Below are 23,195 nucleotides of genomic sequence, written 5' to 3' on the forward strand. Positions count from 1 at the left end.
CACATAAAGAATTTTCAATTAAAGCTACATTTAATGAAGTTTTGATTTTTAGCTAGATCTCTAGGTGTGTTTAATTTTGCAAAGGATTACTTTTGTAGAAATGCTTCTTATAGTTCTAGCTAAAAATCAATCTTTAATAAAGATAAGCTGAATAATAAGACAAGAAAAGGGGACTTTATTATGTATGAAAATGTAAAAATGGAAAACATGACATGGAGAGAATTTGCGAAGAAAAAAGATGATGTAATTATATTACCAATAGGATCTACAGAACAACATGGACCTCATCTTCCAACTTGTGTAGATACTGTAATAGCAAATGGATTTGCTTATAGAATTGCTGAAAAAATAAATGGGGTAGTTGCTCCTGCTTTATCATATGGATATAAATCAAAACCATTAAGTGGTGGTGGCCCATTATTCCCAGGAACTATAGATTTAAATGGAGCTACATTACAAGCTTTAGTAATGGATATAATAGACGAATTTGTTCGTGATGGATTTACAAAAATATTTATATTAAGTGCTCACTTTGAAAATGAAGCATTCATAGTAGAAGCTATGGATTTATGTTCTGCAAAATATGGAGATAAAGTACAATTACTTCTTACTAACTGGTGGGATCCAATGTCACCTGACGTAATTGATAAGGTATTTGATGAAGTACCATTCCCAGGTTGGGCTTTAGAACACGCTGCAGTTACAGAAACATCATTAATGATGTATTTTGCACCAGAACTTGTTAGAGAAGATAAGATCATGGATACAGAAAATGCTAGCCCTGCAACTTATTATAGATACCCGATAGAAAAAGATATTGTTCCTGAAACTGGAATACTTGCATCAGCTAAATCTTCATCAGCTGAAAGAGGAAAAATAATAGTTGATGATGTTATTCCAAACATTATCGAAATTATTGACAAAGCTTTTAAATAATATTAAATTAGTATTTGATAAATTTAAGCAGAAAAAGTAGGGGATACTATGAAATTAAAAGGAATTATTTTAACTATGCTATCTTCAATTACCTTTGGTTTTGCCTTTACACTTGGGCCAATGACCTATGGTCTTGAAGGAAGCAACCCTGTGACATTAACTTTTTTAAGAAACTTTTTAAGTTTGCCATTTTTATTAGTAATTATTTTACTTTTAAAAATAGATTTAAGAGTAACAAAGAAACAACTTAGAGATCTAATAATACTTGGTTTCGTTGGGAATGCAATAACAACTTTAATGTTAAATATGGCATTTGCTTGTATAGATGTTGGAATAGTTACACCTATACATTTTACTTACCCAATATTTGTAACATTAGGCTGTGTAATATTCTTCCACGAAAAATTAAGTAAACAAAAAGTCTTTGCATTAATTATTGCTATGTCAGGTATAGGATGTTTCTTTATTACAGCGTTAAATTCAGCATCTTTTGGAAAAAGTACATTGTTAGGATTAATTTTAGCCGTTGCATCTGGAATGTTCTATGCATTCTATATTATATTTATGGATAAAAGTGGTTTAAAAAGTGAGCCACCTTTTAAAATAACATTCTATGTAGCAATAGCTTCAACAGTAGGTATGTTTATCTATGGAATGCTTACAAAGGAACTTGTATTATCTTCATTGACACATAAAGCATGGGGATTATCAGCAATATTTGCTTTCTTATGTACAGTTGTAGCATTATCATTATTACAAGTGGGTATAAAATATATTGGTGCTAGTGAAGCTGCGGTTATAAGTACATTTGAACCTATAACAAGTGTTATCTTTGGAGCAATACTTTTAGGTGAAGAAATAACATTAATGAAAATAATTGCATGTTCATTAATATTTGCAGGAGTATTAATACTATCCTTTGCAAAAGAAAAGTCAAAGTCTAATATAAAAATAAAAGAATCAGTTACCAATTAATACAATTTACCAATTAATTGCAATAAACTATGGACTATATAAAAATTGTTTGTAGAATTTTTATATAGTCCATTTTAATATTTTAAATATATAATTATTAATCTTTATTTAAAGGGTAGTCCACATTTACAATTTGTTTTGTAAATTAAGAAATTCAAAAATCAATATGCTATTAAAAAGTTCTAAATCAGTCATAGCATCATCTAAATCTCTTTGTAAAAGATTTTTTATTGTTGATAATCTATAAAGTAAAGTATTCCTATGAATAAAAAGTTCTTGGGAAGTTTTTAGTAAATGTCTATTATTTTTAAAATAGCATTTTAAAGTTTCTAATAAATTCATTCCATGACTTTTATCATATTCTAAAATAGGACCTATGTTTTCATAACAATATTGATGAACATCCTTAATTTCAGCTAATTCAATAAACAATCTTATAATACCTAGTTCGTTATATTTAATAACTTTTGAATCGTTATCATACATATCAATCATGGACAAAGCTTTAAAGGCCTCTTTATAACTTGCTTTAATATCAGAATTAGTTTCTCTTATGCGGCTAAAACTTAAGTTCATTTCAATATTTTCTGAATATCTAGAACACATAAGGTTAAAACCAGATTCAATATATTCTAAGGATTTTTTTGCTTCTTCATAATCATTAGCAAATACCAAACTCAATAGATAATTTGCATACTCCATATGGATTAAAGTATAATTTTTCCCTTTTAAGCCATCATCTAAGGAATTAGTTATGTGCTTGCTAATATTCTCTGTATCATAAGGAATATTTGAGGATTTTCTCATTTTCAGTATGCAAATATAATGAAAGGGTCTTAACTTTATATTATAAAATTCTGCCAAGGCGTTTATATCATCACTTAATTGATCTTGTGAAAAAAGAAGTGATTCAAGAAAATGCTTACCATTTTTTGCTTCCTCTCTTTTTTGTTCTATTTTTAGAAAAATTTCCTGTATAATATCAATTAATTTTATATCCCAAGGCATTATAAATAGGGGAAGAGCCTCATTATTTGCTCTATCAACCATGGTATCTGTTATTTTATCTATATTTTTATCATCAATTAAAATAACAATACCTGCAAGTTTCTTTTGAATACATTCTTCAAGTAAAAGTGAGAGATTTTCATCATTATCTTTATAAATAACAAAGAGTAACTCTCCTCCATAAAGCCAATTTGAAATAGATTCTGTTGTCCTTACATAGGGCAAAGAAATTTGGTTATTTAGTCCACTTTCTCCAGCTAACAATTTTGCTTTTGAAAAATACTTAAGTTGAAATAAATCTTTGCAACAAAAACTCATAAAGTCACTCCTTTTAATCCCATTTCATTCCATCTTATTTATTTTACCATTTTTTATAAATATATTAAATATTAATTAATATATTTACATATTTGTTTATTACATTTATATTTTAAGTATGATTTTTTAAAAAGATTGTTAATTTTAGACCTTATTAAGGTCAATAAATTAGAAAGGTTGGAATAAATATGATAAGACCAATTGTTAAGGATGTATTATTTTTAGGGCAAAAATCAGAACTTGCAACTAAAGAAGATATAGGAATTATTGATGATTTAGTTGATACCCTAAGAGCAAATTTAGAGAGTTGTGTTGGTATGGCTGCCAATATGATAGGAGTTAAAAAGCGCATACTTGTATTTAGTATAGGAAATATTATAGTTCCTATGGTTAATCCAGTTATATTAAAAAAAGAGAAAAGTTATGAAACTGAAGAGAGTTGCTTATCTTTAACTGGCTTCAGAAAAACAACAAGATATGAAATAATTGAGGTAGAATATCTTGATAGAAATTTCAAGAAACACAAAGAAACATTTTCAGGATTTACTGCTCAGATTATTCAGCATGAAGTGGACCACTTCGATGGTATAATAATCTAAGACATGATTCGGATTAGTGAAGGAGAAAGCAAGCAATTTTATATTAATTATATAACAAACCACGTTTAGAAATGATATAAAGAGCTGCAATTATAAAAAATAGATATTTTTTATACCAAGAATAAATTTTGATTTGAAAGATATACTTATTAATTTAAGTATATCTTTTATTAATATAGTATTTAATATTAAAAATTTACAGAAAGGTAAGCCCTTGTCTTCCATAGGGATAACCGTATTATAAAGAAATATTAAAATAGTCTTAGATATTGATATAACTTGTCTAAGACTATTTTTATAATTAAATAAAATCATAATTTAGTAAATTAAAATTATGCTATTTCACTAACTGATTTAATATATTTTTGTCCTTCTTCAGCATTAAATTCCTTTTCCCATTTAGATATAACAACAACAGCTAATGAGTTTCCAAGTACATTAACAAGAGTTCTCGCCATATCAACGATACGATCTATACCAGCAATAAAGGCAACTCCTGCTACTGGAATTCCTAAAGAACCAACAGTTGCTAAAAGTACTACAAAAGATGCACCAGGAACTCCAGCCATACCTTTTGAAGTAAGCATTAATACAAGCACTAAATTAATTTGAGCAGAAAGTGGTAAGTGAATTCCATATATTTGAGCAATAAAAAGTGCTGCAATAGATTGATATAAAGTAGATCCATCTAAGTTAAATGAATATCCTGTTGGAATAACAAAAGATGTAATTGCCTTAGGACAGCCAAACCTCTCCATCTTTTCCATAAGCTTTGGTAAAACGGCTTCAGAACTTGCTGTAGTATAAGCTAAAATAAGTTCATCTTTTAAAAGCTTTATAAGTGATATAATGCTTGTTCCAGATATTTTTGCAATAAAGCCAAGAACAAAAAATACAAAGAAGAACATGGCGCCATAAACAGTAATTATTAACTTTCCTAAAGGAATTAATGAAGCTAATCCAAATTTAGAAACAGTTACACCTATTAATCCAAATACGCCAAGTGGCGCAAGCTTCATAATTTGATTAGTAATCCAAAACATTGAATCAGCTATACCTTGACATATTGCAAGGACAGGTTTTCCTTTTTCTCCAATTGCAGCTACACCTAATCCAAACATAACTGAAAAGAAAATAATAGGAAGTAAATCTCCTTTTGCAAGAGATTCAAAAATATTAGTTGGAACAATATTTATAAATGTATCCATAAATCCATGGTTAGATGCAGCTTCTGCTGTACTCATATATTTATCAATATTAGTAGTTGCAAGAGTACTAATGTTTACTCCGCTTCCTGGATGAAATAAATTAGCTACAACTAAACCTATTATAATAGCGAATGTAGTTACAATCTCAAAGTAAAGTATTGTTTTTCCGCCGATTTTCCCTAATTTTTTAACATCTCCAACTCCAGCAACACCAACAACAAGTGATGAAAAGACAATAGGTATGACAATCATTTTAATTAATCTTATAAAAATATCTCCAAATGGTTGTAAATATGAAGTAACAACTGGATTACCATAAAAAACAGCTCCTACTATAATACCTAGTATAAGTCCAAGTACAATTTGAAATGCTAGTCCTAATTTTTTCATTTGTTTAATAGCCTCCTTGAGTAGTTTATAACTTGAAAATCATTTATTTGAAACTTTGCTAAATTAAATATATGCAAGAAATGAATAATTGAAATTTCATTTTATAGCATATAGTATATCACAAAAAAATAAACTTAGCTTTATATTTTTTAAAAAAAATTAATTTAATATATGTATTTGTTAATTAAAATTTAAGAAAATTAAATTGATATAAAAATAATTGATGGAAATCCTTCGCTGATTTAAAAAAATGCAAGTTTTACATTAATAAATAGAATATAATAACGAATGTTGTGTAAAAATATAAATATTTTATACGCTTTAACATTAAATTTTGATTGGATGTACTTATGAAGTTTTTATATAATATTTAATACGAAATTGCAGTTTTATTATATAGAAAATTGCAATTATATTAATAATTTATTTTAGGGTGAGAAGTTTATGAAAGAAGTATTACACTTAGGAGTTGATATAGGATCAACTACTATTAACCATATAATAAATGAATAAGTCTTTTACAAATATTTAAAAGGTATAGAATTAGATCTAATTCTATACCTTTTTGTTATTATTTATGAATTAATTAGTAAAGATTTTAGTTCATCAAAGCTAGAAATTTCATAAGTAGGTTTTATTGATGTTTCGTTTTTTATCTTGTTAGGGTTGTACCAACAAGTATCTATACCAAAGTTTATACCACCTTGTATATCAGAAGTTAAGCTATCTCCAACCATTAATACTTTACTCTTATCAGAAAAATTCATATGTTTTAGAGTATGCTCAAAGATTTTTGGATCAGGTTTTGATATTAGTATTTCTTCAGAAATTACTATAGTGTCAAAATATTTTGCTATAGTAGATTGTCTTATTCTTTTATCTTGAACAGAAATAAGACCATTAGTTATTATAGAAAGTTTATAAGATTTATTAAGATTTTCTATAAGGTCAGTACTATCTTCATATAGAAAAGAAGCATCAGCTAAATGATTCATATATGATTTAGCAAAGTTAGCTGCATCAAAATTTATATTTAATTTATCTGATAATCTTTTAAATCTTTCTATTTTTAATTTCTTTTGTGTAATAAGTCCTTGCTCAAACTCTTTCCATATAGCAGTATTTATTTCTTTATATACTTTTAAATGGTAGTTTTCGTCATATGCTATATTAAAGTCAAGCATAGCATTTTTAAAGGCTTTCTTTTCAGATTTTTTAAAATCAAATAGGGTTTCATCTGCATCAAATAGTATAACTTCATATTTCATAATATATCCTCCAGCTTTTGTATTTTTATATAAATAGTTTCATTATTAATTGAATAAGAGATTGTTTATTTATCTTTTTATGATATTTTACATTAAAAGGAATGATTATTAAAGTAGTTTTTTATTTATATATATTTACAAATTTATATAAATAAAATAATATATTTGTAAAATATAACACTTAAGCTATATTAAGTTATTTATATTTTTAGGGGGAGGAGTTACATGAAGGGGAATAAATTAAGTGCTTCAGGAGTTATTTTAATAATAAGTTTTTTAATTTATATTGTTTATTTGGTTTCAAGCAATATTTTATTAAACTATGGTATGGAGTTTAGAGAAAGTGTTATAGAGTTTATTGCTTGGGATAAGTTTGTATTTGTAATAATGTTGAATATATTAATTATTAGAATAATTATGAAGAGAAAAAAGATAGGAAAAGAAATGAAGTTGTTCTTTACTCTTATATCTTTTTTTATAAGTGCTATTATAACGTTTATTTTTGTTTTAGCACCATATATTTTAATTTCAAGAGTGGAAGCTTTAGCATATAAAGAAGGAAGATTAGTAGTAGCTGCTTCTAGTGATGGATTACATGATTCAAGGATAAGTTTTTATGAACCTATAAATTCTATTGTTATGAAGAATAGTGATATTAAGGATGTACATCATAATGCTCCTAACAATTGTTATTATTATGGAAAATCTAACTTTTTAGAAAATCCTGATTTTGATATAAGGGAAGAATCTGATTTTAGGGATTTAAAGCCATGGAGTGCAAAGGAAAAATTTAGCCATGAAGTGTTTAATTATTTAGGAAATCAAACTTACGATTTTGGTGGTATAGTAATTAAATTTAATAAAAAAGAAACATGGGTGAAAGAAGCTTCTATAGAAAGAAATATAGTTAAGTATGATGGTGTAAATATAATAGGTGAAAATATTGATACTATTAAAGAAAATATAAGTAAAGCGGAGAAAGATCATGATGACAGTACTATATATGAAGAATTTTTAGATGAAAAAGGTAATAGAAATGTTAGAATTGGTAGGAAATACAGATTTAATACTGAAGATGAGTATAGCATATATTATTATGACACGACTCTAGTTCTTAATGATAATGGAATAGTTACTTCAGTTAAATATTTAAATAGGAATTTTGAAGATGTAGATTAAGGTTTATACTTAGTAAATAAAAACTTATTAATTTATTAAAATATAATTTATATAAAAACATAAATACAAATGAGGTTTTTTAGTAAGTTTTGATTTAATAAAATTTTTATTTCACCTTAGTTTTAAGGAGCTTTTATAAGTCATCACTAAATTTTAAGGTGGATTTATTTGACTTTAAATCAGATATTTAATGGATTTAACCTCATTTGTATTTTTTTATTTTTAAGAGAACTTTTAATAGGAATAGGTATATAAAAATGTTTTAAAATTTGAGTCTACAGTTTTTAAATAAACATCTACTTCATCTAAACAATTAAACCCTTGGCTCTTATAAAATCCATAGTTACATCTATCATCTGTAAATAAGTAAAGAGAAGAGGAGTTCATAGAGTTCATATATTTTAAAGAATAATTAAGAAGAGTTTTTCCAATTCCAAGGCCTCTAGCTTCTTCAGATACAATAAATAAATTAATGCAACTATCAAAAAGATTTTCCTTTCCATTTAATAATTCTGAGTAAGCTTCTTTTATTTTAATAAATTCAGCTATTTCATTTTCATCTTTAATATTTTCTATAGGAAGAGTAGTTGGATATTTTTCTTCATTTAAAGGGGTGAAAAGATGGTTATAATTAGCCTTATCTCCATCAGCTTTACACAATATAAATCCTAAAACTTTATCACCCTTAGATGCCACTTTAATAAATGAACTTTCATAAATACTTTCCTTAAGATAAGAGCTTGTTATTACTTTTAAAAGCTCTTTATTATGGATAAACTTATCAAAGTTAAAGGCATCTTTAATTAAGTTTTCAAACTCACATAAATCCTCTTTTTTTACATCTCTATATATTACATCTTTCATAAATATATCATCCTTTCCATAAATTTTATCTACAATAAGAAAGTATAAATAGTGGAGTAACTCCAATGTCAATGCTTATTTTGAAAATATATTCATATAGATAATTTAATGAGATATAATTGAATATATAGTGAGTATAAGAGGTGAGAATATGAAGTTATCTATAGGTGAGGTAGCTAGGTTATTTAATATAAGTAAAGATACATTAAGATACTATGATAAGATAGGAATTTTGAAACCAGTGGTTAATAAAGAAAATGGTTATAGATTTTATGATATAAGACATTTAGAGCAATTAGGATTAATATTAGGAATAAAATATTTAGGTATTTCATTAAGTGAAATCAAAGAGATTATAGAAAATGGGGACATAGAGGATTATTATAATTTGATGCAAAAGCAAAAAGATATAATAAAAGAGAGGATTCTAGAACTTAAAAAATTAGAGGAATCCTTAGATAATAGTGGACAAGTAATAAATAGAATAATGAATTTTAAAAATCAGTATAATTTTTCTAAAGTCAATATAGAAAATTTAGATTTAAAACTCTATGAAGTGAAGGTAAGAAGTGCTTTAGACTTAGAGAATGAATCTAAGGTAGAGAAAAAATTAATAGAATTAAAAGATGAAGCATATTTTTATTTCTATGAAATAAAGGATAATAAACACATTATAGAAGAAGAAAACTTACTTTTTATAAAATCTAATGAGGATATAGAAAAATTTTTAAAAAAATCAAAGAACAAAGATAAAATTACCTTTAAAAGCATACAGGGAAAGTTTGCTTTAGTAGATTTTTATGGAACTGTAGAAGAAATTCATAATTATATACTTAGCATGAATAAATATTTTAGAGTGGATAAAGATAATTATGCCTTTATAGAATATGAATTTTACTTGCCTAAAAAAAGAGAGGAAGTAAAGTACTTTGTAAGAATATACTTAAGTTTATAGGATAGTGAATTATTGGCTATTTCAAAATAACTTTTGATATATGACATTATTTAGAGTGAAAAATAATAGTTGAAGAAAAGGATAAAAATATAACTGGAAATAAATTTCCAGTTATATAACCAAATTTTCAACTAATCTAAATTAAATCATCTAATCCATTAACGGTAGTTTGTTCATCATCATTAATAGGAATAACTATGCATTTTTGACCATCAATTATTTGAGATTTTATTTCAGGTATTTTTTCAGGTTTTACTTGAAGTACAATATCATATTCACTATTAATAGTAGTATTATCTTCAGATTCTTCTAAATTACTTTCTAAGATTTCTTCTGAGTTACTTTCTAAAGTTTCATCAGAAACTAAATCATCATTTTCTGTAAGAGAATCTTCTTCCTTGTCCATGGCAGCTTCTTTTTTCACTTCTTCAAGTCTAGTTTTTAGTATTGCCACTTGCTTTTCAAGATGTTCTTCTTTTTTTCTCTGTTCATTTGCTTTTAGAGTTTTGTTATCAATTAAGTTTTCAGCTAAAGGAAGATCTTCTCCAAAGCTTTCCACATAAGATTTTTCAATCTGGCTAGTAATATCTTCAGGAATTCCACTTTCTATTAATATATTTTGAACATCTTTATCTGTTAAAGCTATAGGTTCACAGTCAGGAGTATCTTCATACATAGAGTTATGTTCTTCTATCATATTATTTAAATTTTCTTGTACTTCCATAAATACTTTTTCTGCTTTTTCTTCATCTAAGAAAGAATCCTTAATAATTGATTGGAAGGTTTGCTTTTGAATAGTAGCAGTTTGTTTTGAAGTACAACCTAATACATTTTCCATTAATTCTGGATGAGTATCCTTAGCATTTTTAGTATAATACATAACAGAATTCACATCTGAGCTACGATCTATAAAAGCTGGGAATACAAATCCATTGGCAGGGGCTTCAACTACCCAATCTCTAATACGTGCTTTTATTTGATTTTCTTCTTCAAAATATCTAAGACCAGGACCAGAAAGAGAAACTGGACATACTGCACATAAAATATATTCATATACTTCTTCAGATTCATCTACCTTAAGGTTATCCTTAGTTTTAGTGATAACATCATAAGCATCATGGAAAAGAAGTATTAAAAAGTTACCTGTGTAATCATAATTATCTATTACTAATTTATAAAAATCATTAAGAAGTTCATCATCCTTTAATTGACTATTTTTTAATTGCATAAGAGAAACTTGTCTCTCATTAACAAGATAATCATTTAGTGGAAAGTTAAGTTCTAAAATATTGTTTCCAATAGTTCCAGACATTACTTTTTTAGCAATTTCTAAATACTTAAAGTATTCATCTTCATCTAAGTTAAGAAAAGTTTCCCTAAAGTTTAAAATAATATTTTTTTCTCCATTGACATAGCATCCACACATTTTAGTAAAGGTGCAATGGTCTTTTTTAAGACGTTTTTTTAATTCAAGTATATCTTTTTTTCTCATATATAAACTCCTCAATCTAAACTAATTAATATATTTTCATTATTAAGTATAGTATTTTTTATACATTAATTAAAGATTTTATTAAATGAATTCAGTGTAGATTACATAATATTAGATAAATATAAAATGGCAAAAAACTTTTTATTAATAATTATTTTTAAAAAACAATTGCATTAAAGTAAATAGTATGTTACTATAAGAGAGTAGCAAAGATGCTAACAAAAAAGTTTCATTTAGGTAAATAGTTTCTCGTAAATTAGAGATTATTATATCGATTTAGAATCTTTAATTTCAGGAGGAATATTTATGACAGATAAAATAATGACATGTAGAGATTGCGGAAGTGAATTCGTATTTTCAGTAGGAGAGCAAGAATTCTACAAAGAAAAAGGATTCGATAACGAGCCAACAAGATGTATGTCTTGTAGAAGAGCTAAGAAACAACAACAAAATAGAAGATAATTTTGAAGTGTTATAGGCTGTAGTTTTAAACTACAGCCTTTTTTATATTTTAATAAGTTAAGCTTCATTAACAATACACTTATCATTATTTAATTGATTTTTAAATACATTTCTAAAAACAAATCTTACAAAAGGTTGTATTAAAAATAATTGTGTGAAAAATGCAAATGGAAAATTAATTACAATGTTTTGTAGCCAATTCGCAATAAGTTCTGAATTAAATCCTTTAAAAAGTAAAGCTGAAACAAAGGACATCATAGGGCACATTAAGCAAATTGTTGAACATGTGATTGCTATATTTACTATATAAGGTTTGTCCTCCTTAGGATTTACAATGCTAAAAGCTAATTTAAATGCAAGTGGACCTGCAATAAAAATATCAAGTAAAAATGCAAATAAAAATTCAATTGGGACTATATTTATAGAGTCTATAAACACTTGATTACACATACCCCCCATCTCTATAGCAAGATTATAAAATACGAATAAGTGAACAGTTATTAGCACTGTTAAAAAAGCGAAAAATAACTGTTGAAATTTTGTCTTTGGCATATAATACCTTCCTCCATTTTCTAAAAATAACTATTTTTGTATTGTTGAACGACAAAAAAACACATGTATGCCTTTGTACCGTAATCAGATTTACGTGCAAAGCACTACATGTGTCGTTTCATTAAGGATTATACTACATATTTTCTTTAAAAGTCAATTTAAAATTAAATTTTTTGATTTATCTAGCATTTAATTAGGAAATATAAATCAATATTTTAGAAACTTAATTCTATTTGATTAATAGAAAAATTTTGCAATAATATAAACGAAGATTAAGAAATCGATTTCTTTTTTAGGTTTAATTAAACGGGTATTTATAAGATTTTATTATTTAAATATAGAGGTGATGGTTTGGATACATTAATAAATAAAAAAGTAGAAAAAAGTGATGATGTTTCTATAAAAACTTTAATTACTTATAGTATGGGAAGTTTAGGAAACAATATGATATACGCATTGATTAGTTCCTACCTTTTAATCTTTTTAACAGATAGTTTTAAAGTAGGGGCAGCTGCCATAGGAACCTTATTTTTGGTGGCAAGAATTATAGATGCAATAACAGACCCTATAATGGGGGTTATAGTTGATAATACTAATACTAAAATCGGAAAGAGTAGACCCTATTTATTTATCGTTCCTATTTTCATGGGAATAGCAACAATCATGTGTTTTTCAGCACCAGATTTAAGTTATAGTGGAAAAATAATATGGATATACATAGCGTATATTTTCTGGGGAATATCCTTTACTGCAATGGATATACCATATTGGTCATTATCTGCCAATATTACAAGATCTTCGTCAGGAAAAACTAAGATTGTTACATCAGCAAGAACAGTAGCCTATGTAGGTAATTTTATAATTTTAACTTCAACAATTCCGCTTGTATCAATAATTGGAAACTGGCAAACTGTGGCCATAATATATGTTTGCTTTGCTACTATATTTACTTGGGTTACAGCCTTTGGAATTAGAGAAATTAAGGATAATGTGGCAAAGAAAAAGGAAAAGCAAGGGTTTAAACAATTTATAAATCTATTAAAGACAAATAAGCCTTTAAGAATAGTTTTATTATCAATGTTAGTTTTAGAATTAAGTGGATCAATAAAAAATACAATATCTATATATTATGTAAAGTATAATTTTAATGCGGAAATGATGATTCCAGTAGTTAGTTCAGTTGGTATGGGAGCTAGTATATTAGGTGGAATAATGTCACCATTTTTAACAAAAAAATTAGGAAAAAGAAATACAGCTCTTTTAGGATTATTAGCTGGTGCAGCTGGATCATTTTTAGTATTTTTATTATCCTATTCTTCATTACCTTTAATGATAGTTATAAACTTCATAAGTGGAATTTTTGATGGAGCAGGTTATATTACCTTAACATCAATGGTTGCAGATTGTGTTGAGTATGGTGAATGGAAAACTGGAAAGAGATCAGAAGGAATGATCTTCTCTTTAAATATATTTAAAAGTAAGATTGCCAGTGCTATTGGGGGATCCTTATGTGGATATATCTTAGCGTATATTGGTTATACAGCAAATGAAAGTCAATCTACTTTTACATTAAACGGAATTCATTTAATACAGACTTTAGTTCCATGTGCCATTGTAATAATAAGCTTTATGCTACTAAGAAGATATAATTTATCTGAGGCAGAATATGAAGCTATAGTTGATGATTTAAAAAATGGTGTTACAAGAATAGGTTAACATTAATATGAAAAGTATAAGAGCTAATTTAGATATTAATACTAAATTAAGTGAAATTAATATAGTAATTATATTAAAAGTCTAATTGAGATTTTAGAAAATAAATTTCATATAATTTTAATTCTTATAAAAGATTTAAAAAGTATAACAGAGGTTTTAATTTACGCCTCTGTTATACTTTTTATTTTTGAAATTTTTTTGTTTTAAAGCTGTATTTTAAATTTATATACTTGTTTTATTTACTTGATTATTTCTGTAATTTAGTGGAGACATTGAAAAATGTTTTGAAAAAGTTTTTGAAAATAATAGTGAATCACTATAGCCTACACTACTTGCAACTTCACCTATGGGAAGTTTAGTGCCTTTTAGTAAAAGAGTGGCTTTGTACATTCTAAGATTTATTAAATATCTTTGAGGAGAAATTCCAAGATTTTTTATGAACATTTTATATAAATAACTTCTGCTTAAGTTTACATAATCAGCAATTTCTTGAACGGTTATGCTATGCATATAATTAGAATTAATGAAATTAAGGGCATCTTGAATATATGTGTGTAATTCCTTATCTTTGTATTCAAAGGGTTTTGGGAATTCTTCTATAAGTGCGTACAATAATGAGTAAAGTTCCTTTAGTAATAGTATGTCATCAGATCTTGAAGGATTATAAGTTTTTGATATTTCGCACATATTTAATATTATTTGTGGAATTTTTGAGTTTTCTTCACAATTAGCAACACAAGAGTTAGTAATAGAAGTTCTATTTAAATATTCATTAGCATTTGAACCACTAAAGCCTATCCAGTAGTATTCCCAAGGATCATCAATAGAAGCCACATACTCAACTTGCATACCTTTTAGTAGTATAAAGATATCACCTTGTTTTAAGTTAAATACCTTACCATTAAATTTAAAAGTCCCATATCCCTTAGTTACGTAATGAATAACGGCATTTTTCAATACTTCATAGTTATATCCTAATCCTGGTATACCTTGTTCTATACCACATTCATCTACATTCATTTCAAAGTTTTCTTTAACATACTTTTTCCACAATATTTGCATTTCTACCTCCTAACCTATAAAATTAATTAATTTTATAGTAGTCTTATATTAAACATTTACATGAGAGCTTTGCAAAGCAGTTTATCAACATAAAAGCTTTTTATTTTAAAATAAATTCTTCTAAATATAAGAATATTTTAAAGAAATATCTTTATATATTAGTTATTAAAATTTATAAGATTATAAGAAACATTATAACATATTTTAGAACTTTTTAACTATTTTAAAAGATTAATTTACATATTAACATTTAATTATGGGTAAAAACTATTTTGAAAAATGATTTATATGGAAGTATGTTTCTTAAATATATAATCATGTTTCATGAATACATAATTATTTTAAATGTATTGGGAGGGTAAAATGATATTAAAAAATGAATACCATGAAGATATTTCTAAACTGCATGTAAATATGATGCCAAGAAGAAGTTATTATGTTCCTTTTGTGGATACTGATGAAGCTTTAAATATTAAAGATAGAAGTAAGCAACTTAACTTCTTTTCACTTAATGGTAAATGGGAATTTAATTACTTTGATAGCTTACAAAAAGTTAAAGAGTTTGATGATATAAATCAAATTAGTTTTTCAGATAATATTGATGTTCCATCTCTTTGGCAATTAAAGGGATATGATTATAATCAATACACTAATGTAAAATATCCAATTCCTTTTGATCCACCTTTTGTTCCTATAAACAATCCATGTGGAATTTATAAGAGAGATTTTGAAATTGAAATACTTCCTGAAAATTATGATTATAATATAAACTTTGAAGGCGTTGATTCCTGCTTTTATTTTTGGATAAATGATAACTTTGTTGGGTATAGCCAAATATCTCATAGCATATCTGAGTTTGATATTACAGAATTTTTAGTAAAGGGTAAAAATACAATTACAGTCTTAGTTTTAAAATGGTGTGATGGAACTTATTTTGAAGATCAAGACAAGTTTAGAATGTCTGGAATTTTTAGAGATGTATATATATTAAGAAGAGCAAAGGAAAGAATAGTTGACTATAAAATAACTCAAAGTATAGATTTTTCAGCTAAAGAAGGAAAGTTAGACCTTGAAATTTTATCTAATATAGGAAATCCAAAAGGGAAATATTATTTGTTAAATCCTAATAATCACATGATAGCATCTGGAAATATAGATAATAATAAAATCCAAATCAATATTAAAAATGTAGAACTTTGGAGTGCTGAAATACCTAATTTATATACCTTATTAATTGAAACAGAGCATGAGGTTATAAAAGAAAGAATAGGTATGAGAGAAATTAAAATAGAGAATTCTATTTTAAAAATTAATAATAAAAAAATAAAGTTAAGAGGAGTTAATCATCATGATAGTAATCCAACTAAGGGATATGTTATGACATATGATGATATGATTCTAGATTTAAAAATAATGAAAGAGTGTAATGTTAACTCTATAAGAACAGCTCATTATCCTAAATCTCCGATTTTTTATGAGTTATGTGATGAATATGGTTTTTATGTTATGAGTGAGGCAGATATTGAAATTCATGGGGTTGTTGAACTATATGGATTAGGATATTTAGATAATTATAATATGATAGCTGATGATAAAGTTTATGAAAAGGTTATTATTGATAGAGTTGATTCATCTATAGTTCCTTTTAAGAATAAATCTTGTATTTTCATGTGGTCTCTTGGAAATGAGTCAGGATTTGGATGTAACTTTGAAAGAGGATTAGAATATGCTAGGGCATTAGATCCTACACGTCCACTTCATTATGAAGGTGCTTATTATGCTAGCAAAGAAAGAGAAAATGACTTTACAAATATTGATGTTATTAGTCGTATGTATATAAGTATAGAGGAAATCAAGGATTACTTTGAAAAAGGAATAGACAAGCCATTAATATTATGTGAGTATGCACATGCTATGGGAAATGGACCAGGTGGATTACAAGACTATGATGAAATGATACAAAAGTATGACCAGTTTGCAGGGGCATATGTTTGGGAGTGGTGTGACCATGCAATACTTATTAATGAAAATATTAATGATAAAAAAGCATATGGATATGGCGGCGATTTTGAAGAGGAAAATCATGATGGAAACTTCTGTGTAGATGGTTTAGTTTACCCAGATAGAACTCCTCATACTGGATTATTAGAATATAAAAATATCAATAGACCTATAAGAGCCATAGAATTTGATGAAGTTAAGAAAAGAGTTAAGCTTAAAAATATGTTTGATTTTAGGAATGCTGGTGAATTCTTAGATGTTACCTATAAAGTATTTTTAGATGGAGAAATAATTTTCGGAGATGATATAGATTTAGAAAGCTTAAAAGCAAAAGAAGAAAAATGGTATGATTTAAGCATATCAGAATTACCAAAGGAAATTATAACTATATTATTTCAGTATAAAGTGAAAAATCATAATCATCTGTATGAAAAAGGTGAAGTTCTAGGCTTTGACAATTTTATCATAAAAAATGGGGTAGATAATATCTCATCTGTTGATAAAATCATAAAAGGTAATATTAATGAACAAAAATTTTATGTAGAAGAAACAGTTAATAAGATTAAAGTTATAAATAATGAGTTTATTTATAATTATAATAAAAATACAGGTTCCTTTGATTTTATTCAAGCATTAGGAGAAACATTTATAGATGATCCAATGAAATTTATTATTTGGAGAGCACCTACAGATAATGATAGAAAGATTAAAAATCTGTGGATTGAAGCTGGCTTTAATCAAATTACTACAAGAGTGTATAATAGTAAAATTAAGGAGTTTTCAAATAGGGTGGAGATAACTAGCGATTTAAGCTTGATACCACCATATAGAGAAAGAGTCCTTGATCTTAAGGTAACATGGAGTATCTATTCAGAGGGGTTAATTAAATGCCATGTTAAAGGGGATAAAAATATGAAAACACCTTATTTACCAAGGTTTGGTGTAGAGCTTAAGCTGAATAAATCCTATGAAGAGGTAAGTTACTTTGGATTTGGACCATATGAAAATTACGTAGATAAAAATTCATCTTGTTATTTAGGAAGATTTAATTCTAAGGTTTCTGAAATGCATGAAGATTATATAAGACCTCAAGAAAATGGAAGTCATCATTATTGTAGAGAAGTAGCTATTAATAATGAAAAAGGAAAGGTTTATGTTTTATCAGAAAATGACTTTGCCTTTAATGTTTCACACTTTTCTTTAAATCAATTAACTAATGCAAATCATAATTTTGATTTGAATGAAGAAGAGGCAACTTATTTAATTGTAGATTATAAACAAAGTGGTATAGGATCAAATAGTTGTGGCCCTGATTTAGATGAAGAATATAGACTAAATGAAAAAGAATTTTCTTATGATTTCTACTTAAAATTTGTAAAAGATAATATAAAGGATAATTAAATATAATGTTTTAAATTAATTGCTGTCTTATATAGTGCCTTAAAACACTATATAAGATAGCATTTTTTATTTTAGTCTTAATACCAAATTTAAATTTATTTTCGTATATAGGTCTAATTAATAACTAGATTTTAAAATTGCATAGGAACTCTAAATTTGTTAGCTAAATTATTAAATTTGAATATGGTTGTCAGTTTATTTTTAGTAATTGTTTATATGAAAAATTTTAGCTTATTTTTAAAGCATATCACATTAACACATAGGATAATTTCAGAATAAGTTATTAGTTTATATTATGTGTGAATTTAATTCTTAAGGGATAATATCTTTTAAAATTTTTGTGGGATTTTAAATATATTTATGTAAATATGCAAAATATATCTTATATATTATAAAAATAAATGAGGTGAACTTATGAAATCTGTATGGAGTGAAAGTTGTAAATTTAGAAAGAGAGAAGCTTTAAATAAAGATATAAAAACTGATGTTTTAGTTATTGGAGCTGGAATAGCAGGGGTATTGACAGCATATATGTTAAAGCAAAAGGGGAGAGATGTAGTTTTAATTGATGCAGCTGAAATAGCAAGTGGTAATACAAAAAATACCACAGCGAAGATTACATCTCAACATGATTTAATCTATAGTAAATTAATAGCAGAGTTTGGAGAAGAAAAGGCTAGACAGTATGCAAAGGCAAATGAGCTTGCAATAAAAAAATATAAAGAAATCATTGAAGATAAGAGAATAGAATGTGATTTTGAAGAAAAACCAGCATATGTTTATTCTTTAAATGAAGTAGATGTTCTTAAAGAAGAGGTGGAAGCTGCTAAAAACCTTGGCATTGATGCCGAATTTGTTCAGGAAGCAAATTTACCTTTTAAGATTAATGGAGCTGTTAAATTCAATAATCAAGCACAATTTAATCCACTTAAATTTTTAAAAGGTATTTCAAATGAATTAGTTATTTATGAAAATACTAGAGCTTTAGAAATAAAAGAAAATCTAGTAGTTACAAGTGGAGGAAACATAACTGCGAATAATATAGTAGTAGCCACTCATTATCCAATAATGAATGCTCCTGGATATTATTTTATGAAAATGCATCAAGAAAGATCCTATGTTTTAGCCTTGGAAAATACAAGTGAAATTGATGGAATGTATATAGACCTTAATAAAGAAGGATATTCTTTCAGAACTTATAATAATTTATTATTACTTGGAGGAATAAGTCATAGAACAGGAGAAAATGAAGAGGGTGGAAGTTATGATGAATTAAGAAAAGTTGCTAAAAGGTTATATCCAAAGGCAAAGGAAAAATATTATTGGTCAGCTCAAGATTGTATGACTATAGATGGAATACCTTACATAGGAAGATATTCTAGTGAAACTCCAAATATATATGTTGCTACAGGATTTAATAAATGGGGAATGACAAGTTCTATGGTTTCAGCTATGATAATATCAGATATGATATTAGAAAAAGAGAATGATTTTTCAGAAATATTTTCTCCAAGAAGATTTGATTTATCTTTATCAATAAACAATATTGCTAATGATTTAATTGAAACAGCTAAGAATTTTATTGCTCAAAAAGTATATATTCCAAGTAGCGAAATAGAGCATATTAAAAATGGGCATGGAGGAATTATTGAATATAATGGTGAGAAGGTTGGTGTTTATAAAAATAAAGAGGGAAAAGAATTTTTTGTATCAACAAAATGTACCCATTTAGGATGCCAACTTAGTTGGAATTCAGATGAATTAACATGGGATTGTCCTTGTCATGGATCAAGATTTGATTATAAAGGAAGGTTAATAGGAAGTCCAGCTACTAAAGACCTTGTAGAGGATTAATAATATTATGAATGTAAATAAGAATACTAACCAAGAAGGTACTACTTCAAGGGCTAGATAAGTGAAGGATAGTTTTTAATTGGTTAATATTTAACTAATTGAAACCTATTATGATAATAGTAAAAGATTTACCTAAAGAACTTAATAGCATTTTTTTAATAGAATAAAAACTGTAAAAGAGCTGTATCAAAATATAAAAATAAAACTTACAAATATGATAAACAGAATTTCTAGCTAAGATTTATGAACATATGTAAATTAATATAATTATTATATGAAGCTAGTAATTTTAAAAATATATTTGTAAGTTTTATTGTTAAGTTTTAAAAAATAATATTTAAAATTTTAGTATTAAACAGCAAATTTCATAGAAACTAATAAGACTATTACAGCTGTTGTAAATATAGGAATAAGGACAGAGGTTACAAACATATCCTTATATGCTTCTTTATGAGTTAAACTACAAATTGCTAAAGTAGTAATAACTGCTCCATTATGAGGAAGAGTATCTAACCCTCCAGAAGATAGAGAAGCTATTCTATGAAGTATTTCTGGTGAAATATTCATAGCCTGACTCATCTGTAAGTATGTTGGAGCAAGAGCATCTAAAGATATTCCAAGTCCTCCAGAGGCTGAGGCTGTAAGTCCACATATTAAGTTAACCGATAAAGCTTCAGAGATTATTGGGTTTGATGAAACGCCAAATATAACTGATTGTATAAGAGTGAACACAGCTAGTGACTTTATTACACTTCCATATCCAACTATGGCACTAGAATTTAATAGTGGTTTAAATGAGTTAGTAACTCCTTTATCTAATACTGATTTTAAGTTTTTTATTTTTTTAAAGTTAGTTATTATTAAAAATAAGTCTGCTAAAACTATAGCAATTATTACACTCCAAGTTCCAGAAACATTACTTAAAGTTGTATTAAATTCTTTAAGATAACTTCCATCTATATTTTCATAGTAAACTTTTGAAAAGAATAAGTTAACTATAAAAATTATTATTATAGGAATTATTGCTTTAAATATACTAGGTAAGTTTTCATAGTTTTCATTAACCATTGAATCGTTATGATTTCCATATCCCTCACCCTTAGCTTTAGCTGATTTTGCACGGCGTGTAAGCCATATCATGCCAAGCGTTAGCATCATAATACTTGCTAATAATCCTATAAGTGGTGCTGCAAAAGTATCTGTACCAAAATATTTCATTGGTATAACATTTTGAATTTCTGGTGAACCTGGCAGAGCAGTCATTGTAAAAGTAAATGCTCCAAGAGCAATTGTTCCAGGTATAAGTCTTTTAGGAATATCAGCTTCTCTAAATAATGTAGAGGCAATTGGATAAAGAATAAATGCCACTACAAATAAGGAAACACCACCGTAAGTAAGTAATGCTCCAGAAAGAACAACGGCTAATATTGATTTTTCTTTTCCAAGTTTTTTAGTTATAAAGTGAGCTATAGATTTAGCATAACCTACCTCTTCCATTAACTTTGCAAAAATTGCTCCTGTCATAAAAAGAGGGAAATAATTTTTTATAAAACTTGCAAAGCCAGACATATATATTTCAGTATAACTAGCCATTAAATGTGCATTTAATCCAGTAGTAAGAAGTATAGTTACTAATGCTACAATGGGAGCTGTTATTATTGTTGAGTACCCTTTATAAGCAAGATACATTATAAGTATTAAGGATAATATTAAACCTAAGATATTTGTCATTATGATTAAATAGCTGCATCTAAAAAATAAATTATTATAAAACTAACAAACATATTAAGATAATTATTAGATTTTGCTAAGAATTTAAATTCTAAAGTTAATCTAGATATTCTCTTCATACTATTTTTGCGTTTTATTTTTATATTTCTATACAGCACTATCTCCTTTCTTTAGTTAAATTCATTTATTATTTTTTCTTTTTTATATTTATAAATTCATAAAATTAAATTAATAATTTTGATTTGATAAAATATTATATCATATAATAATTTATATTAAATAAAATTAAGAGGTGAATAATGGCAAATAGCTTCTTTGTTAATCGTTTACTAAACTGTGTTATAATATTATTGTATAAAAGTTATTTATAAATGATTTATTTTTAAAGAAAGTATTATAAAGGGTATTTGAGTATGGCATATTTTAAATATAAAAATCAATCTTGTTATTATGAAGAAATAGGAGAAGGAAGACCATTATTATTTTTACATGGTAATACGGCTTCTTCAAAGATGTTTTCTCTTATTGTTGATAAGTATTCATCAGATTATAAGGTGATTTTATTAGACTTTTTAGGACATGGAAAATCAGATAGACTTGATAAATTTCCAATAGATTTTTGGTATGATCAAGGAGAGCAAGTTATTGAATTTTTAAGACAAAAGAAATATAAAGATGTTTACATAATAGGAAGTAGTGGGGGAGCCTTAGCAGCAATTAATGCCGCTTTAGAGGCACCAGATCTAGTTGATAAATTGATTACTGATAGCTTTGAAGGAGAAGTACCTTTAAAAGCATATACTGAAAACATAGTCAAAGAAAGAGAACTTTCTAAAAATGATGAAAATGCTAGAGGGTTCTATGAATACATGAATGGAGATGATTGGGAAAGCATAGTGGATAAAGATACTGAAGTTACTTTAGAGCATGAAAAGAAAATAGGTAAGTTTTTTCATAAACCTTTAAATGAATTAAAAGCTGAAATACTTATGACTGGAAGTCGAGAAGATGATATTTTAAGCTTAAATAATAAAGACTTTTTTGAGAATACATATAAAGATCTTATTAAAAAGGTAGGACATGGTGAATATTACATTTTTGAAAAAGGTGGACATCCTGCAATGTTTTCAAATTATGAGAAGTTCATTAAAATAAGCAAAGAATTTTTTTATAATAAAGTAAATATTAAATAAATTAATATATGCATTCGCTCCTATTATGGGA

The 23,195-nt window shown here is 26.5% G+C and carries 18 protein-coding genes; 10 read left to right on the top strand and 8 right to left on the bottom strand.

Annotated features, from left to right (window positions below):
* The first annotated feature begins 180 nt into the window (after nucleotides 1–180).
* Nucleotides 181–936, top strand: a complete 756-nt coding sequence (locus CPF_RS03730; protein ID WP_003453056.1) for a creatininase — start codon at nucleotides 181–183, stop codon at nucleotides 934–936.
* A gap of 48 nt (nucleotides 937–984) precedes the next feature.
* Nucleotides 985–1,911, top strand: a complete 927-nt coding sequence (locus CPF_RS03735) for a DMT family transporter (protein ID WP_003457034.1) — start codon at nucleotides 985–987, stop codon at nucleotides 1,909–1,911.
* 126 nt (nucleotides 1,912–2,037) lie between these two features.
* Here the strand turns inward: CPF_RS03735 and CPF_RS03740 are convergent, their stop codons facing one another.
* Nucleotides 2,038–3,237, bottom strand: coding sequence for a PucR family transcriptional regulator (locus CPF_RS03740; protein ID WP_011590350.1), 1,200 nt, complete (start codon nucleotides 3,235–3,237; stop codon nucleotides 2,038–2,040).
* Between the two features lie 188 nt (nucleotides 3,238–3,425).
* Between CPF_RS03740 and CPF_RS03745 the strand changes: the two genes are divergently transcribed.
* Complete coding sequence (locus CPF_RS03745; protein WP_003477074.1) at nucleotides 3,426–3,836, top strand: peptide deformylase; 411 nt, start codon at nucleotides 3,426–3,428, stop codon at nucleotides 3,834–3,836.
* A gap of 332 nt (nucleotides 3,837–4,168) precedes the next feature.
* Here the strand turns inward: CPF_RS03745 and CPF_RS03750 are convergent, their stop codons facing one another.
* On the bottom strand, nucleotides 4,169–5,434 hold the full coding sequence (locus CPF_RS03750) for a cation:dicarboxylate symporter family transporter (RefSeq protein WP_003461701.1): 1,266 nt from the start codon (nucleotides 5,432–5,434) through the stop codon (nucleotides 4,169–4,171).
* A 575-nt stretch (nucleotides 5,435–6,009) separates the two neighbouring features.
* Entirely contained in the window at nucleotides 6,010–6,702 is a 693-nt protein-coding gene (locus CPF_RS03755) for a YjjG family noncanonical pyrimidine nucleotidase (protein WP_011590352.1), read from the bottom strand.
* 225 nt (nucleotides 6,703–6,927) lie between these two features.
* On the opposite strand from CPF_RS03755, the gene CPF_RS03760 reads away from it, so the two are divergent.
* A complete protein-coding gene (locus tag CPF_RS03760) occupies nucleotides 6,928–7,881 on the top strand; it encodes a hypothetical protein (protein ID WP_011590353.1) in 954 nt (317 codons plus the stop codon).
* Nucleotides 7,882–8,115: 234 nt separating this feature from the next.
* Here CPF_RS03760 and CPF_RS03765 read toward each other — a convergent pair whose 3' ends face one another.
* On the bottom strand, nucleotides 8,116–8,745 hold the full coding sequence (locus tag CPF_RS03765) for a GNAT family N-acetyltransferase (protein ID WP_011590354.1): 630 nt from the start codon (nucleotides 8,743–8,745) through the stop codon (nucleotides 8,116–8,118).
* Between the two features lie 151 nt (nucleotides 8,746–8,896).
* On the opposite strand from CPF_RS03765, the gene CPF_RS03770 reads away from it, so the two are divergent.
* Nucleotides 8,897–9,700 carry a MerR family transcriptional regulator gene (locus tag CPF_RS03770; protein WP_011590355.1) on the top strand — a complete coding sequence of 268 codons (804 nt, stop codon included), beginning with the start codon at nucleotides 8,897–8,899 and terminating at the stop codon, nucleotides 9,698–9,700.
* Nucleotides 9,701–9,836: 136 nt separating this feature from the next.
* Here CPF_RS03770 and CPF_RS03775 read toward each other — a convergent pair whose 3' ends face one another.
* Nucleotides 9,837–11,192 (bottom strand): DUF4317 domain-containing protein, encoded by a 1,356-nt coding sequence (locus tag CPF_RS03775; protein WP_011590356.1) that lies wholly within the window; start codon nucleotides 11,190–11,192, stop codon nucleotides 9,837–9,839.
* A gap of 306 nt (nucleotides 11,193–11,498) precedes the next feature.
* On the opposite strand from CPF_RS03775, the gene CPF_RS03780 reads away from it, so the two are divergent.
* Nucleotides 11,499–11,654 carry a zinc-ribbon domain-containing protein gene (locus CPF_RS03780; protein ID WP_003452954.1) on the top strand — a complete coding sequence of 52 codons (156 nt, stop codon included), beginning with the start codon at nucleotides 11,499–11,501 and terminating at the stop codon, nucleotides 11,652–11,654.
* Nucleotides 11,655–11,711: 57 nt separating this feature from the next.
* Here CPF_RS03780 and CPF_RS03785 read toward each other — a convergent pair whose 3' ends face one another.
* A complete protein-coding gene (locus CPF_RS03785) occupies nucleotides 11,712–12,206 on the bottom strand; it encodes a DUF2798 domain-containing protein (protein WP_003460841.1) in 495 nt (164 codons plus the stop codon).
* A 351-nt stretch (nucleotides 12,207–12,557) separates the two neighbouring features.
* Here CPF_RS03785 and CPF_RS03790 point away from each other — a divergent pair, with 351 nt between their 5' ends.
* Entirely contained in the window at nucleotides 12,558–13,922 is a 1,365-nt protein-coding gene (locus tag CPF_RS03790; RefSeq protein WP_003468848.1) for an MFS transporter, read from the top strand.
* Between the two features lie 222 nt (nucleotides 13,923–14,144).
* Here CPF_RS03790 and CPF_RS03795 read toward each other — a convergent pair whose 3' ends face one another.
* Nucleotides 14,145–14,984, bottom strand: coding sequence for an AraC family transcriptional regulator (locus CPF_RS03795; protein ID WP_003468880.1), 840 nt, complete (start codon nucleotides 14,982–14,984; stop codon nucleotides 14,145–14,147).
* 363 nt (nucleotides 14,985–15,347) lie between these two features.
* On the opposite strand from CPF_RS03795, the gene CPF_RS03800 reads away from it, so the two are divergent.
* Nucleotides 15,348–18,386 carry a glycoside hydrolase family 2 TIM barrel-domain containing protein gene (locus CPF_RS03800; protein WP_011590357.1) on the top strand — a complete coding sequence of 1,013 codons (3,039 nt, stop codon included), beginning with the start codon at nucleotides 15,348–15,350 and terminating at the stop codon, nucleotides 18,384–18,386.
* A 414-nt stretch (nucleotides 18,387–18,800) separates the two neighbouring features.
* Entirely contained in the window at nucleotides 18,801–20,240 is a 1,440-nt protein-coding gene (locus tag CPF_RS03805; protein WP_011590358.1) for an FAD-dependent oxidoreductase, read from the top strand.
* 351 nt (nucleotides 20,241–20,591) lie between these two features.
* Here the strand turns inward: CPF_RS03805 and CPF_RS03810 are convergent, their stop codons facing one another.
* Nucleotides 20,592–21,971 (bottom strand): GntP family permease, encoded by a 1,380-nt coding sequence (locus CPF_RS03810; protein WP_003476373.1) that lies wholly within the window; start codon nucleotides 21,969–21,971, stop codon nucleotides 20,592–20,594.
* Between the two features lie 413 nt (nucleotides 21,972–22,384).
* Between CPF_RS03810 and CPF_RS03815 the strand changes: the two genes are divergently transcribed.
* Nucleotides 22,385–23,164, top strand: a complete 780-nt coding sequence (locus CPF_RS03815; protein ID WP_011590359.1) for an alpha/beta fold hydrolase — start codon at nucleotides 22,385–22,387, stop codon at nucleotides 23,162–23,164.
* Nucleotides 23,165–23,195 lie beyond the last annotated feature (31 nt).

Origin of the sequence: Clostridium perfringens ATCC 13124 (assembly GCF_000013285.1) — a bacterium.
Classification (GTDB): Bacteria; Bacillota; Clostridia; order Clostridiales; family Clostridiaceae; genus Sarcina; species Sarcina perfringens.

What these genes read in the sequence shown, in the direction of transcription:
- CPF_RS03775 (WP_011590356.1), bottom strand. Translation starts at nt 11,192, where the DNA reads ATGAGAAAAAAAGATATACTTGAATTAAAAAAACGTCTTAAAAAAGAC.
- CPF_RS03785 (WP_003460841.1), bottom strand. Translation starts at nt 12,206, where the DNA reads ATGCCAAAGACAAAATTTCAACAGTTATTTTTCGCTTTTTTAACAGTG.
- CPF_RS03805 (WP_011590358.1), top strand. Translation starts at nt 18,801, where the DNA reads ATGAAATCTGTATGGAGTGAAAGTTGTAAATTTAGAAAGAGAGAAGCT.
- CPF_RS03780 (WP_003452954.1), top strand. Translation starts at nt 11,499, where the DNA reads ATGACAGATAAAATAATGACATGTAGAGATTGCGGAAGTGAATTCGTA.
- CPF_RS03755 (WP_011590352.1), bottom strand. Translation starts at nt 6,702, where the DNA reads ATGAAATATGAAGTTATACTATTTGATGCAGATGAAACCCTATTTGAT.
- CPF_RS03735 (WP_003457034.1), top strand. Translation starts at nt 985, where the DNA reads ATGAAATTAAAAGGAATTATTTTAACTATGCTATCTTCAATTACCTTT.
- CPF_RS03765 (WP_011590354.1), bottom strand. Translation starts at nt 8,745, where the DNA reads ATGAAAGATGTAATATATAGAGATGTAAAAAAAGAGGATTTATGTGAG.
- CPF_RS03815 (WP_011590359.1), top strand. Translation starts at nt 22,385, where the DNA reads ATGGCATATTTTAAATATAAAAATCAATCTTGTTATTATGAAGAAATA.
- CPF_RS03770 (WP_011590355.1), top strand. Translation starts at nt 8,897, where the DNA reads ATGAAGTTATCTATAGGTGAGGTAGCTAGGTTATTTAATATAAGTAAA.
- CPF_RS03760 (WP_011590353.1), top strand. Translation starts at nt 6,928, where the DNA reads ATGAAGGGGAATAAATTAAGTGCTTCAGGAGTTATTTTAATAATAAGT.
- CPF_RS03795 (WP_003468880.1), bottom strand. Translation starts at nt 14,984, where the DNA reads ATGCAAATATTGTGGAAAAAGTATGTTAAAGAAAACTTTGAAATGAAT.
- CPF_RS03800 (WP_011590357.1), top strand. Translation starts at nt 15,348, where the DNA reads ATGATATTAAAAAATGAATACCATGAAGATATTTCTAAACTGCATGTA.
- CPF_RS03745 (WP_003477074.1), top strand. Translation starts at nt 3,426, where the DNA reads ATGATAAGACCAATTGTTAAGGATGTATTATTTTTAGGGCAAAAATCA.
- CPF_RS03810 (WP_003476373.1), bottom strand. Translation starts at nt 21,971, where the DNA reads ATGACAAATATCTTAGGTTTAATATTATCCTTAATACTTATAATGTAT.
- CPF_RS03730 (WP_003453056.1), top strand. Translation starts at nt 181, where the DNA reads ATGTATGAAAATGTAAAAATGGAAAACATGACATGGAGAGAATTTGCG.
- CPF_RS03740 (WP_011590350.1), bottom strand. Translation starts at nt 3,237, where the DNA reads ATGAGTTTTTGTTGCAAAGATTTATTTCAACTTAAGTATTTTTCAAAA.
- CPF_RS03750 (WP_003461701.1), bottom strand. Translation starts at nt 5,434, where the DNA reads ATGAAAAAATTAGGACTAGCATTTCAAATTGTACTTGGACTTATACTA.